Annotated in this window: 11 protein-coding genes; 2 read left to right on the forward strand and 9 right to left on the reverse strand. The window is 72.8% G+C overall.

The window, feature by feature from the left end; translation table 11 throughout:
- Positions 1 to 10 precede the first annotated feature (10 nt).
- The 6 genes from FHU36_RS28005 to FHU36_RS28030 all read right to left on the reverse strand — a co-directional run bounded on the left by FHU36_RS28005 (position 11) and on the right by FHU36_RS28030 (position 7,643).
- A complete protein-coding gene (locus tag FHU36_RS28005) occupies positions 11 to 1,033 on the reverse strand; it encodes a dihydrodipicolinate synthase family protein (protein ID WP_312891873.1) in 1,023 nt (340 codons plus the stop codon).
- Positions 1,034 to 1,107: 74 nt separating this feature from the next.
- Positions 1,108 to 2,124 carry an NAD-dependent epimerase/dehydratase family protein gene (locus FHU36_RS28010; protein WP_185086779.1) on the reverse strand — a complete coding sequence of 339 codons (1,017 nt, stop codon included), beginning with the start codon at positions 2,122 to 2,124 and terminating at the stop codon, positions 1,108 to 1,110.
- 186 nt (positions 2,125 to 2,310) lie between these two features.
- Complete coding sequence (locus FHU36_RS46545) at positions 2,311 to 3,195, reverse strand: Gfo/Idh/MocA family protein (RefSeq protein WP_185086780.1); 885 nt, start codon at positions 3,193 to 3,195, stop codon at positions 2,311 to 2,313.
- 245 nt (positions 3,196 to 3,440) lie between these two features.
- The gene (locus FHU36_RS28020) at positions 3,441 to 5,267 is read right to left on the reverse strand and encodes a hydantoinase B/oxoprolinase family protein (RefSeq protein ID WP_185086781.1); all 1,827 of its coding nucleotides are present in this window, start codon (positions 5,265 to 5,267) and stop codon (positions 3,441 to 3,443) included.
- A complete protein-coding gene (locus FHU36_RS28025; protein WP_185086782.1) occupies positions 5,242 to 7,263 on the reverse strand; it encodes a hydantoinase/oxoprolinase family protein in 2,022 nt (673 codons plus the stop codon). The genes FHU36_RS28020 and FHU36_RS28025 overlap by 26 nt, the downstream gene beginning before the upstream one ends.
- A 5-nt stretch (positions 7,264 to 7,268) precedes the next feature.
- Entirely contained in the window at positions 7,269 to 7,643 is a 375-nt protein-coding gene (locus FHU36_RS28030; RefSeq protein WP_185086783.1) for a hypothetical protein, read from the reverse strand.
- Between the two features lie 125 nt (positions 7,644 to 7,768).
- Here FHU36_RS28030 and FHU36_RS28035 point away from each other — a divergent pair, with 125 nt between their 5' ends.
- The gene (locus FHU36_RS28035; protein ID WP_312891874.1) at positions 7,769 to 8,350 is read left to right on the forward strand and encodes a thymidine kinase; all 582 of its coding nucleotides are present in this window, start codon (positions 7,769 to 7,771) and stop codon (positions 8,348 to 8,350) included.
- Positions 8,351 to 8,366: 16 nt separating this feature from the next.
- Here the strand turns inward: FHU36_RS28035 and FHU36_RS28040 are convergent, their stop codons facing one another.
- The 3 genes from FHU36_RS28040 to FHU36_RS28050 form a co-directional block, all read right to left on the reverse strand.
- Positions 8,367 to 9,038, reverse strand: a complete 672-nt coding sequence (locus FHU36_RS28040) for a DsbA family oxidoreductase (RefSeq protein ID WP_185086785.1) — start codon at positions 9,036 to 9,038, stop codon at positions 8,367 to 8,369.
- Between the two features lie 42 nt (positions 9,039 to 9,080).
- Positions 9,081 to 9,977, reverse strand: a complete 897-nt coding sequence (locus tag FHU36_RS28045; protein ID WP_185086786.1) for a hypothetical protein — start codon at positions 9,975 to 9,977, stop codon at positions 9,081 to 9,083.
- A gap of 131 nt (positions 9,978 to 10,108) precedes the next feature.
- Entirely contained in the window at positions 10,109 to 10,879 is a 771-nt protein-coding gene (locus FHU36_RS28050; protein WP_185086787.1) for an SRPBCC family protein, read from the reverse strand.
- Between the two features lie 293 nt (positions 10,880 to 11,172).
- Here FHU36_RS28050 and FHU36_RS28055 point away from each other — a divergent pair, with 293 nt between their 5' ends.
- Positions 11,173 to 12,516: a cytochrome ubiquinol oxidase subunit I gene (locus FHU36_RS28055; protein ID WP_185086788.1), complete on the forward strand. Its 1,344-nt coding sequence runs from the start codon at positions 11,173 to 11,175 to the stop codon at positions 12,514 to 12,516.
- Positions 12,517 to 12,522 lie beyond the last annotated feature (6 nt).

Raw genomic sequence — 12,522 nt, forward strand, 5'->3', positions numbered from 1 at the left:
CGACGGCATGTCAGGACAGCCAGCGGTCCAGGCCGTCGGCGACGAAGTCGTCGTCGCGCAGCCACGGATAGGCGGCCCAGACGCGGTCGAGCTCCGCGAGCTGCCCGGGTGAGAGCTCCTCGGCGGGGTCCAGGCACCAGCGGCCGGCCAGCAGTCCCTGCCGGCGCAGCACCTCGTGGATGCCCGGGATGCAGCCGTGGAAGCCGTTGGCGGTGTCGAAGATGGCCGCGTTCGCGTCGGTCAGGTGGCCGTCCAGGGTGAGCAGCCGCCGCACCGCCGCGTCGTCGCCGGCCCGGGCGAGCTTGGCCTCCTCCAGCAGCTCCACGGCCCGCCGCACCCAGACCGCCCACTGGCCGAGCAGGCCGCCGACGAACTCGACGTCCACCTCCCGCCCGTCCACCACCACGCGGTGCGTGGTGATGAGGTCGGCCAGGATGTGGTCGTCGTTGCCGGTGTAGAGCGCGACGTCGTCGGCCCGGCCGGCCCGCACCACGCCGTGCAGGACGTCCAGCGTCCGGTAGCGGTCGAACGGCGCGACCTTGATGCCCACCACCGATTCGACGGCCGCCAGCCGGGTCCAGAAGTCGCGCGACAGGGTACGCCCGCCGACCGCCGGCTGCAGGTAGAAGCCGATCACCGGCAGCACCTCGCCGACGGCCCTGGCCCGCTCGATCAGGCCGTCCTCGTCCAGCTCGCGGTAGGGGCTGAGCAGCACCATGTGGTAGCCGAGCGACCTGGCCAGCTCGGCCTCCGCCACCGCCTGCGCGGTCGGGCCGGTGGCCCCGGCGACCAGCACCACCTCGCGGCCCGCCTCGCCGGCCGTGCGGGCGGCCAGCTCCAGGACGGGGGCCAGCAGGTCGGTGCCGTGGATGGCGAACTGGGTGGTGTGCACGCCCACCGCCAGGCCGCCCGCGCCCGCGTCGACGTAGTAGCGGGTCAGGGCCCGCTGGCGGCGCTCGTCCAGCTTGCGGTCCTCGGTCAGGGCGAGCGGGTGCGCCGGGATGACGAGACCGCGCCGGAACAGGTGACGCACGGACGTCTGTGCCTCTGGAGCCGTGCTGAGCACGTGGGATCCCCCTTCGTGACGGTTGGTGCCTGCGGACGCGGTCAGAAACGGCCGTCGCGGCGCTCGAACTTGGTGGGCTTGCCGAGCAGCGGCCCGCCCTCGGCGACCCAGCGGGCGGTGTGCTCGATCAGCTCGGCGGGGGTGATCTGCGGGTAGCCGAACAGCCGGTGGCAGCGGGCGGCGTTCGACAGCAGCGCCGTGGGCGCCTCCTCACCGGCGAACACCGGCTCCCTGCCGAGGGCCGCGCCCAGCGCCAGCGCCGCCTGCCGCACCGAGATCAGCTCGGGTCCGGTGACGTTCAGCACGTACGGCGGGACGTCGGCCAGCAGCAGGGACCGCAGCGTCACCTCGTTGGCGTAGCCCTGCCAGACGACGTTCACCTGGCCGGTCGTCAGATCGACGGGCTCTCCGGCGAGGATCTTCTGGGCGAGGTCCACGAGCACGCCGTACCTGAGCTCGACCGCGTAGTTGAGCCGGATCAGCGCCAGGCGGGTGCCGTAGGTCTCGGCGAAGTGCGACAGCACCCGCTCCCGGCCGAGGCAGCTCATCGCGTAGTCGCCGACGGGGCCGGTGGCCGAGTCCTCGGTGCTGCCGCCGCCGGTCACGGGGACCAGCGGGTAGACGTTGCCGGTGGACAGGGCGGCGATCCTGCTGCCGCGGAACCGGTCGGCGACCCGGCCCGGCAGGTAGGCGTTGGTGAACCAGGTGGCGTGCTCGCGGCCCGCGGTGCCGAACTTGGCGCCGACGAGGAACACCACGTTCGGCGCGTCGGGCAGGGCGGCCAGCGCCCGCGCGTCGGCCACGTCGGCGCTCACCACGGTGGCACCCTCGTCCCGCAGCGCGTCGGCGAGGCCGGCCTCGGTGAAGCGGGACACGGCGATGATGCGCCGGTCGTGTCCCCCGCTCGCCGTGGCGTTGAGCGCCAGCCGCACCAGGCTCGGCCCCAGCTTGCCACCGGCACCGATGATCATGATGTCGCCGTCGAGCCTGCCGAGATCGTCGACGAGCCCGGCGCCGGGTCGCGCCAGCCGCTCCTCGAGTTCCGCTGTCGTGCGCACGCGGTCTCCTCTGAGTACGTCAGTTACGGTCCAGACCGTAACTGCGCGAGACTCGGGCTGTCAACGGGTACGACCGCCGGGCGGGCACCGGCGGTCGTACCCCGCGGCGCCACACACGGATTCGGCAGGCAGCCCGCAGGTGGGACTCAGGCGGTTCCCGGGATCGCCGGACGCTGTCAGGCGCCGTCAGGCGCTCTCGCGTGCCGAGACCAGGACGTCGAGGATGGCGCGGGTCTGCGCCCACGGCACCGGGCTGGGCCCGCCGGCGACCATGCCGAGGAACGCCGCGATCGTCCCCTCGTAACCCAGCCCCTTGATCGGGTCGTCACCGCCCTCGATCACGACGGTCTCGGACGAGTCGCGCCGGTGCAGGGTGACGGAGTAGGACTCCTCCTCCGAGACGCCGATGATCTCCACCGTGCCGGTGACGCCGTTCGCCCACCGCAGCGCCATGACGCCCGCGTCCTCCGAGCGCAGCGTCGTGTAGTGCCGCCGCGCGCCGGCCGCGCCGACCAGCCGCACGTCCGGGCCCAGCAGCGCGACCAGCAGCTCGACGCCGTGGACGCCCATGGTCACCATCGTGCCTCCGCCCTCGCCCGGCGTGTCCTGCCAGGCGTTGTAGCCGGTGGCCCACATCCCCACGTCGTGCCGCACGGTGGCCCGCACGGACAGCACCTCGGCCGGGTCCACCGTCGTCCCCGCGAACGCCGGGGCGAAGCGCAGCACCGAGCCCGACATCACCCGGTCGTGGATCGGCAACCGGTCCAGCCGTTCCAGCTGGTCGCGGGTGGCGGCGGCGGGCTTGTTGACGAAGCAGGCCGCCCCCGTTGCCAGCACGGCGGCCAGCGCCTCGGGCACCTGCGGGTTGGGCACGGTCAGCACCACCCCGTCGGGGCCGGTCGCCAGCGCCTCGGCCAGGGACGAGGCGACCACGGCCGTGGGATGCTCGCCGGTGAAGCGCCGCAGCCGCTCGGGGTCCGGCTCCCACACCACCAGCTCGGCGTACCTGGCCAGGGTGCGGGCGTCGGTGAACGGGTGGCTGGTGGCGAGACCGGCGAGAACGATGCGCACGGGTTTCCTCCGGGTCGGCGGCTGGTGGGGGACCATCATGGCAGCCGCGCCCGCGCCCGCCCGGATCCGAGGCGCCCCCCCGATTCGAGACGACCCCGGATTCGGGCCGACCCTGATCCGGGGTGACAGGGTGTGCGCGCCCGGGTACGCCAGGGATGCCGCCCATCGCAGATGGGAGTGGAAGTGGGCCCGGGTGGACTGCCGGACGACAGGAGCCCGGGCTTTGCGCTGTCCAGGCTTTCCGCTTACAGTTCGTCCACCTCCGCGTGGGTCCGGCCGCCGGACAGCTTCGGGTAGCCCGGGCCGCGGTCGAAGAAGCGGTCGGCCGGGGGGCGCAGGCGGGCGCGGAGCTCGGCGGTGCCCTGTTCGTCGATGCGGTCCCCGTCGAGCACGACCCCGTAGTCGCCGAGGGCCCCGGCGATGGAGACCTTGCCGTCGCGCACGTCGGCCGCCACCGCGCGCGGGTCGCGGTCGTACGGCGAGCCCCAGCCGCCGCCGCCCGTCGTGCGGATGCGGATCAGCTCGCCCGCCTGCACCGGCTGGTCGTCTACCAGGCCCTCCATCTCCTTGCCGGCGATCTCGACGCGGAAGGGCCGGCCGGCCAGGCCGCCGTTGACGCCCCAGCACGACAGGATGGAGCGGTCGGCGATCGACATGTACGAGGCGTCCCGGAGCATGCGGATGTGCTTGTCGTAGCCGAGCCCGCCCCGGAACATCCCCGGCCCGCCGGAGTCGCAGGCCAGCCCGAGCCGTTCGACGCGCAGCGGCCAGCGGGCCTCGGCGAACTCGACGGGGATGTTGCGCGAGTCGGGCACCACGTGGACGGTGTCCTCGCCGTCGGCGTACCAGCGCCCGCCGGAGCCGCCGCCCAGCACCTCGCGCATCAGGTACGGCAGGCCGTCGGCGTCGGTGCCGTGCACGCCGGTGTAGCGGATGGTCTCCTGGTCGGCGGGCATGCGGCCGCCGGTGGCCTTGGCCAGGACGCCGGCCAGCACGCCGAGCAGGCGCAGGATGACGAAGGTGCGGGCGTTCGTCGGCGCGGGGAAGACCGGGGTGAGCAGGGTGCCCTTGTCCGGGAACACCATCGCGATGAGGGGCACCACGCCCTCGTTGACGTCCAGCTCGGCCATGCGTTCCGGGGAGTCGGCGAGGTTGCGCAGCACGGGGGCGAGCCACTTCTTCAGGAACACCCCGTCTGCGTAGTCGCCCGCGTGGTTGATCGGCCCCTTGGCCTGCGGTGACGTGCCGGTGAAGTCGATCGTCAACGGAGTGTCCGCCGCGTGGTCCACCGTCAGCGTGATGCGCTGGGCGTGCAGGCGCGGCTCGTCCACGCCGTCGTGCTCGGCGTAGTCCTCCCAGACGTACGAGCCCTCGGGGATCTTGGACAGCAGCTCGCGGCGGAACGTCTCGGTCGTCTGGTCGATGATCGCGTCGAAGCACGCCACGACGGCGTCCTTGCCGTACCTGTCGAACAGCTCGCCGAGCCGGCGCGCTCCCATGAGGCAGGCCGAGCACTCCGCGTCGAGGTCACCGGCGAGCGAGTCGGGCATGCGGGAGTTGCGCGTCATGATGCGCAGCGCCGCCTCGTTCGGCACGCCCCGGTCCCACAGCTTGATCGGCGGGACCATCAGCCCCTCCTCGTAGACGCTGCGCGCGTGCGAGGGCATGGAACCGGGCACGGCTCCGCCGATGTCGTCGTGGTGGCCGAACGCCTGCACGAACGCCACGACCTCGTCCTCGTGGAAGACCGGCACCGTGACGCACAGGTCGGGCAGGTGGCCGATGCCGCCTTCGGACAGGTAGACGTCGTTGTGGAAGTAGACGTCGCCCGGCCGCATCGTCTCGATCGGGAAGTCGCGGACGATCGGCTGGACCAGCGCGCTGTAGGAGCGGCCGGTGAGCTTGCGCAGCCGCGCGTCGTGGATGCCCGCGCGGAAGTCGTGCGCGTCGCGGATCATCGGCGACCGGGCCGTGCGGGCGATGGCCGTCTCGACCTCCCGCTCCACCGAGGCGAGCGTGCCCTCGACGATCTCGACGAGGATCGGGTCAGCCGCGTTCTTCGGCCGGTCCACGGCGCACCTCCACGTTGCCGTACTCGTCCACCGTCGCGGTGAAGCCCGGGTGGATGGGGATGGTCGAGCCGTACTCCTCGATCACCGCGGGACCCTCGACCACGGTGCCGGCGTCGAGCGCGGCCCGCTGGTGGACGGGTGCCTCGCACGGCTCCTCGAAGACGACCCGCCGGGTCGACGTCCGGGCCTCGGTCTTCGGGTACGGGTCGCGGCGGATGGCCGGCCGGTTGATCGGCCCGATGCCGGAGACGCGCAGGTTGACCCATTCGACGGCCTGCCGCGGGTCGTCGCGGTAGGCGTAGCCGTACAGCTTCTCGTGGGCGTCGTGGAAGCGGGTGAGCACCTCGGCCCGCCACTCCTCGTCGAGGCCGCCCGCCGGGGCGGGGACGCGCACCTCGTACGCCTGGCCGTAGTAGCGCAGGTCCGCGCTGCGCGCGAAGACCGGCTCGGCGAAGCCCTCGCGCTCCAGTTCCTCGGCCGCCCGCCCCTCCAGCTCGCCGAAGATCCTGGCCGCCGCCTGCAGGGACAACTCGCGCGTGACGTACGTGCGCACGTAGTCGTTCTTGACGTCCACCGTGAGCAGCCCGAACGCCGAGACGTTGCCCGGCTCGGGCGGCACGACGACGGCGGGCAGGCCGAGGATGTCGATGAGCCGGCAGGCGAGCAGCGGCCCCGAACCGCCGAACGTCACCAGCGGGAAGTCGCGCACGTCGAGCCCGCGTTTGACGGTCAGCCGGCGGATCGCGTTGCTCTGGTTGAACGCGCTGATCTCCAGGATGCCCGTCGCGGTCCGCTCGGGGGTGAGGCCGAGCTTGTCGGCCAGCGCCTGGACGCCCATGCGGGCGGCGTCGTAGTCGAGCGGGATCTCGCCGCCGAGCAGGTGGGGCGGGATGCGGCCGAGGTAGACGTGCGCGTCGGTGACCGTCACCTCGGTGCCGCCGCGGCGGTAGCAGAGCGGGCCCGGGTCGGCGCCCGCCGAGCGGGGGCCGACCTTGAGCGTGCCCTCGGGCGAGATCCACGCGACCGAGCCGCCGCCGGCGCCCACGGTCACGATGTCGATCATCGGGATCTTGCACGGGTAGCGGCCGACGGACCCCTCGGTGGTGATGGACGGCTCGCCGTCGATGACGACGGCGACGTCCGTGGAGGTTCCGCCGCCGTCGAGCGTGATCACCGACGGGTGACCGGCCGTGGAGGCGATGAGCGCCGCCCCGAGCGCGCCCGCCGCCGGCCCGGACAGGACGGTGGTGATCGGCTGGTGCGCGACCTCGCGCGCCGACAGCACGCCGCCGTTGGACTTCATGACCGAGAACGGCATGCCGAGCCGGGCGGAGACGTCGGCGAGGTAGCGGCGCATGGCCGGCTTGACCGCGGCGTCCACGAGCGTGGTGACGGACCGCTCGTACTCGCGGTACTCGCGCAGCACGTCGCTGGAGATGGAGACCACGGCCTCCGGGTGCTCGCGGGCCAGCACGTCGCGCATGCGGCGCTCGTGCTCGGGGTTGGCGTAGGCGTGCAGGAAGCACACGCCGATCGTGGTGATGCCCCGGGCCCGGTACCAGCGGGCCACCTCGACGGCCTGCTCCTCGGCGAACGGCCACACCTCGGCGCCGAGGTGGTCGAGCCGCCCGCCGACGGTCCGTACCAGGTGGACGGGGACGATCCGGGGCGGCTTGACCCAGAAGTAGGAGTTGCCGTAGCCGTCGGGCACGCTCTGCCTGGCGATCTCCAGGACGAACTCGAACCCCTCGGTCGTGATGAACCCGAGGCCGGCGATCCGATCTTCGAGAAGCTGGTTGGTGGCCACCGTGGTGCCGTGCACGACGGCGGTCACGTCGAGCTCGCCCAGCTTGGCGATGCCCGCGGCGAACCCCTCGGCCGGGTTCGCGGGCGTGGAGGGGGTCTTCGTGGTGACGATCTCACCGGTCTGCTCGTCCACCGCCACGACGTCGGTGAACGTTCCCCCGGTGTCGACTCCGATTCGGACGCTTCGCATGATCCTCAGCTCCGGCGCCGGCCCAGCACTTCTTCGATGACGCGGGGCGCGTTGGCCGTGCCCACGTACGCCGCCAGCCGCACGACCATCTCCTGCGACCTGGCCAGTTCGGCCTCCACTCTGGCCTTACCCGACTGGCCGGCCTGCACCCCGAAGTAGGCGCCCATGATGGTGCCGATCACGCCGGCGACCCCGGCGAACAGCGCGGCGAACTGGCCCGTGGCGAAGACCGCGGCGCCGAAGGCCACCAGGATCGCCACGATTCCCGCCAGCACGACGAAGAACCCGTAACGCCACCTGGCGGCGTCCGCCTGCGCCGCGGTGATGTCGTCGGGCTTCATCAGCTCGTCGAGCGGCCCCTGCGGATTGTCTGTGACCACGCTGCCTCCTGATGCTCAGGGGAGAAATCTCCCATGAGCTCAGGGATTGCGCCAAGCCGCTAAGCTGGCCCCCCGTGACTGTGGTGTCTGCTTTGTCTCCCGTGCCGCGTGGCACCCGTGATGCCGTGCTCAAGTTCTACTTCGGCCCGATGGACTGCGGGAAGTCCACGCTCGCCCTGCAGATGAACTACAACCACGGCCGCCAGGGCCGGCGCGGCCTGGTGCTGACCAAGCACGACCGGTCGGGCGGCGCCCGGGTCACCAGCAGGATCGGGCTCGGGCTGGAGGCGGTCGAGGTCGTCGACTCGCTCGATCTGGTGGAGCTGGTGACCGGGCAGACCGGGCTCGACTACCTGATCTGCGACGAGGCGTGCTTCTACTCGGTCGAGCAGATCGAGCAGCTCGCCGACCTGGTGGACGGGCACGGGATCGACGTCTACGCCTTCGGGCTGGCCTCCGACTTCAGGTCCGTGATGTTCCCGGCGGCGCAGCGGTTGTTCGAGCTGGCCGACGAGGTGTGCCGGCTGCAGGTCGAGGTGCTGTGCTGGTGCGGCCGGCCGGGGCTGCTGAACGGGCGGATCGTGGGCGGGGAGCTGGTGCGCACCGGCGAGCAGGTGGTGATCGGCGACACCGACGACTCGCCCGTGCGCTACCAGGTGCTGTGCCGCCGCCACCACCGCGCCGGTCTCCTCGGCGAGGGCACCTGAGGCGACCGGCGGGCGCTCAGACGGCGCAGTAGCCGTCGTCGTCGCAGCCGTCGGCGGGGGCCGCGAGCGTGGTGATCGGGGTCTGGCCGGTGCGTTCGGCGACCTCGTCGATGGCGGCCGTGAACGTCTCCTCCGGCTGCGCCCCCGACACGGCGAACTTCTCCTCGAACAGGAAGAGCGGCACGCCGGTGATACCCAGGCTGCCGGCCCGGCCGAGCTGGTCGCGCACCTCGGCCGCGCCCTCGCCGGTGTCGTCGACGCCCGCCTCGGCGGCCAGCCCGGCGAGCACACCGGGGTCGGCGACGTTGAGCCCGTCGGTGAAGTGGGCCCGGAACAGGCGCTCGGCCATCTGCTCGCCGCGTCCCTGGCGGGTGGCCAGCTCGATCAGGCGGTGCGCCTCGAAGGTGTTGGCGCTGACAGCCCGGTCGAAGCGCACCTCCAGCCCGTCGTCGGCGGCCACCCCGGCGACGCGTTCGGTCATCTGGGCGACGTTCGCGCCGAACTTCCGCTCAAGCGCGCCGAGCAGCGGCTCGCCCTCCGCCGGGGCGTCGGGGTTGAGCTGGAACGGCCGCATCGTGACCTCCAGCCGGCCGCCCCTGGCGCGGAACCGCTCGGCCGCGCGGGCGAAGCGGGCGTGCCCGATGTAGCACCAGGGGCAGGCGACGTCCGAAAATATTTCAACCTTCATGTACGTCGCCAACCGCCGCCCGGCCCCGCCCATTCCTGCGGCTCAGCCGGCGGCCAGCTCCTCCAGCCGGTAGGGCAGGTAGGCCGAGTCGTCCACCAGCGCCGACGCCCCGCGCCACCAGCCGAACCACTCGCCGCTGCGCCACATCCAGTCGACCCGCTCGATCGCGGACACCACGTCGCCCACGTGGCGCCACCCCTCGCCGATCTGCTCACGGGTGGCGCCGTGGCGCAGCGCCCAGTCGCGCAGGATGCCGGCCGCGCGGGGATCGACCTCGCGGGCGTAGGGGTCGGGCTCGTCACCGGGCAGCGGGTGCGGGCCGAGCCCTGCGGCCACCCCCCAGCTCCACTGGGCCTCGGCGGGCCGGGAGTAGCGCAGCGACTGGAAGTCGAGGTTGGAGCCCAGCTCGTCGTCGGCCCGCCGGGTGACGACCGCGTCGAGGCGGCCTCCGGCGTCGAAGTGCACGACGAGCCGCCGCCCCGGCCGCACGTCCGGTGGCAGGGCGAAGCGGTCCTCGGCCTGCCACGAGTTGAGGTCGACCTCGGCCACGGGGGCGCCCCACAGCGCGTCGGCCGCGTCGTCGGCGATCCAGGCGGCCAGCATCTCCAGCGCGGTGAGGTCCGTCCACGGCTCGATCGCCACCGCCGTCACCAGCACCTCGTCGGGCGCGGGCAGCTTGCCGCCCCTGCCGCGCGTCCACCACTCCGGCCCGAGGTCGCGGGTGCCGACCAGGAGCCCGGCGATCGCCGACAGCTCGGCCGAGCGTCTGGTCAGCGACGCGCCCAGCGCCAGGTCGAGACAGCGTCCGGTCCGCTCGTCGCCCAGCACGGGTCGCGCGTCCGCGAGCAACGCCTCGGCGGTGGGTCGTTCCTCGCCCAGCAGGGCGGAGACGATCCGCCTGGCCTCGGTCCTGGCGTCTTCAGCGTGTGCCTGCCGCATACGACCACGCTACGCCCGGAGATCCTCTTCCGCGAGGGCACGCCGCCCGGCTTCGTGGCGGCCGATCGCGCTGAACAGGGGAATGCGCCTCCCCGCCAGGACGACACCGCGGCGCCGACCGGGCCGCCGGATCAGCGGCGGCCGGCGCGGCCGAACAGCCAGCCGATCGCGGCCCCGGCGAGGGCCACGCCGGCGCCCATGCCGAACGAGGCCAGCATCACCCACGGGCGGGTCTCCGTGCGCCGCCCGTCGGCGCGCGTCGCCGCGGGCCGCTCGTAGACGGCGGGCGCGCGCCCGGCAGCCGGCGGCACGGCGGTGGCCACCGCCTGCGACGCCGGCGCCCCCGGCTCCGCGGGACCTTCCGGCGCGGCGGGGCCTTCCGACGGGACGGGGCCTTCCATCGGGATGGGGACTTCCGGCGGGACGGGGACTCCGGAGGCCACGGGCCCTTCGGGCCCGGAAGCGGGCGCGAGCAGGTGGTCCTCGACGGCCGAGAAGAACTCCGCCGCCGTCCGCCTGGCCACCGAGCCGAGCATGCGCTGCCCCACCCCGCCGATCATGCCGCCGATCACCGCGTCGGCGTCGTAGTCGACCCGGGTGCCCCCGTCGACCTCGCTGAGCCGTACCCGGACCGTGGCGTCCACCGTGCCGGGGGCGCCCTGGCCGCGCGCCCGCAGCACGAAGCGCTCGGGGGCGTGCGGCTCGCCCAGGGCCACCTCGCCCTGGTAGACGCCCTTGACGGACGCCACCCCCGCGTTGACGGTCATCCGGTAGGTGTCGAGGCCGGTCTCCTCCAGGCGCTCGCAGCCGGGGATCGTGCGCACCAGCACCGCCGGGTCCCGCAGCGCGGCCCACAATCGATCTCTGTCGACGCCGATCACGGCGTTCCCTGCGACCTTCACACGGCCACTCTAGGGACGACCGGCGCTACGGATAAGGGCAACACCTGCCAGACGGCGCGTCCGTGTCGCGATCACGACCTGACAGGGGGCGGGGCCGCCCGAGGTCCGCCGCGGGAGGTACGCGGGAATCAGCCCACCGGCTGACGCGCCGCCCTGACCTCGTGCGACATCCTCGACAGCACGGGGATGGCGCGCTGTGACGAAGATCTCCACGACATTGCTCTACAAGCTGTAGTACTACTGAGTGTAGGTGCTCTACGGCTTGTAGAGCATCCGAAGCCGGCGAGGGGGAAATGGACGCACTCGACCTAGCGCGGTGGCAGTTCGGCGTGACCACCGTCTACCACTTTCTGTTCGTGCCGCTGACGATCGGCCTCGGCGTCTTCGTGGCGGGGCTGCAGACGGCGTGGCACCGGACCGGCAAGGAGCACTACCTCCGGCTGACCAAGTTCTTCGGCAAGCTGTTCCTGATCAACTTCGCCATGGGGGTGGTCACGGGCATCGTGCAGGAGTTCCAGTTCGGGATGAACTGGAGCGAGTACTCCACCTTCGTGGGTGACGTGTTCGGCGCCCCGCTGGCACTGGAGGCGCTGCTGGCGTTCTTCATGGAGTCCACGTTCCTGGGGCTGTGGATCTTCGGGTGGGACCGGCTGCCGAAGCGCGTGCACCTGGCGTGCATCTGGGCCGCCGCGATCGGCTCCAACCTGTCGGCGTACTTCATCCTCGCGGCCAACGCCTGGATGAAGCACCCGGTCGGCTACGAGGTCGTGGACGGCAGGGCCCGGATGACCGACCTGTGGGCGGTGCTGACCAACTCCACGGCGCTGGCCCAGGTGCCCCACGTGGTCGGGGCGGCCTTCATCGTGGCGGGCGGCTTCGTGCTGGCGGTGAGCGGCTACTGGCTGCTGCGCACCAGGGCCCCCATGTGGCGCGGCGCGGCGCGTGCGGCGCTGGTGATGACGGCCGTCGCGGGGGCGGTCGTCGCGGGCAGCGGCGACCTGTCCGCCAAGCTCACCCACGAGCAGCAGCCGATGAAGCTGGCCTCCGCCGAGGGGCTGGAGCGCGACACGGCGGGCGCGCCGTTCACGATCGTGCCCGGCGTGGAGGTCCCCAAGCTTCTCAGCTTCCTGTCCACCGGCGACTTCGACGCCACCGTCCAGGGCACCGAGGACCTCCAGCGCCGCTACGAGGAGCGGTTCGGCCCCGGCGACTACCGGCCCGACCAGGCCGTGGTCTTCTGGTCCTACCGGGTGATGATCAGCTTCGGACTGACCACGGTGGGCCTGTCGGTGCTCGGCCTGTGGCTGACGCGGCGCCGCCGCGACCTGCCGCCCTGGCTGGCCAGGCTGTTCGTGCTGGCGCTGCCCCTGCCGCTGCTCGCGGTGACCGCGGGCTGGCTGCTCAGCGAGATCGGCCGCCAGCCGTGGACGGTCACGGGCGAGTTGCTCACCGCCGCGAGCGTCTCCCCCGGCGTCAGCCTGACCGAGGTCGCCGTCTCGCTGACGATCTTCACCCTGCTGTACGGCGCGCTGGCGGTGGTCGAGGCCGTCCTCCTGGCCAGGCACGTGCGCCGGGGCCCCGAGGAGTCCGAGCCGGCGCCCGCGGCCGAGCGGCTAGAGCCGTCCCTGATGTATTGAGGTGTG

The sequence above is a fragment of the Nonomuraea muscovyensis genome, from assembly GCF_014207745.1.
GTDB classification, from domain to species: Bacteria; Actinomycetota; Actinomycetes; order Streptosporangiales; family Streptosporangiaceae; genus Nonomuraea; species Nonomuraea muscovyensis.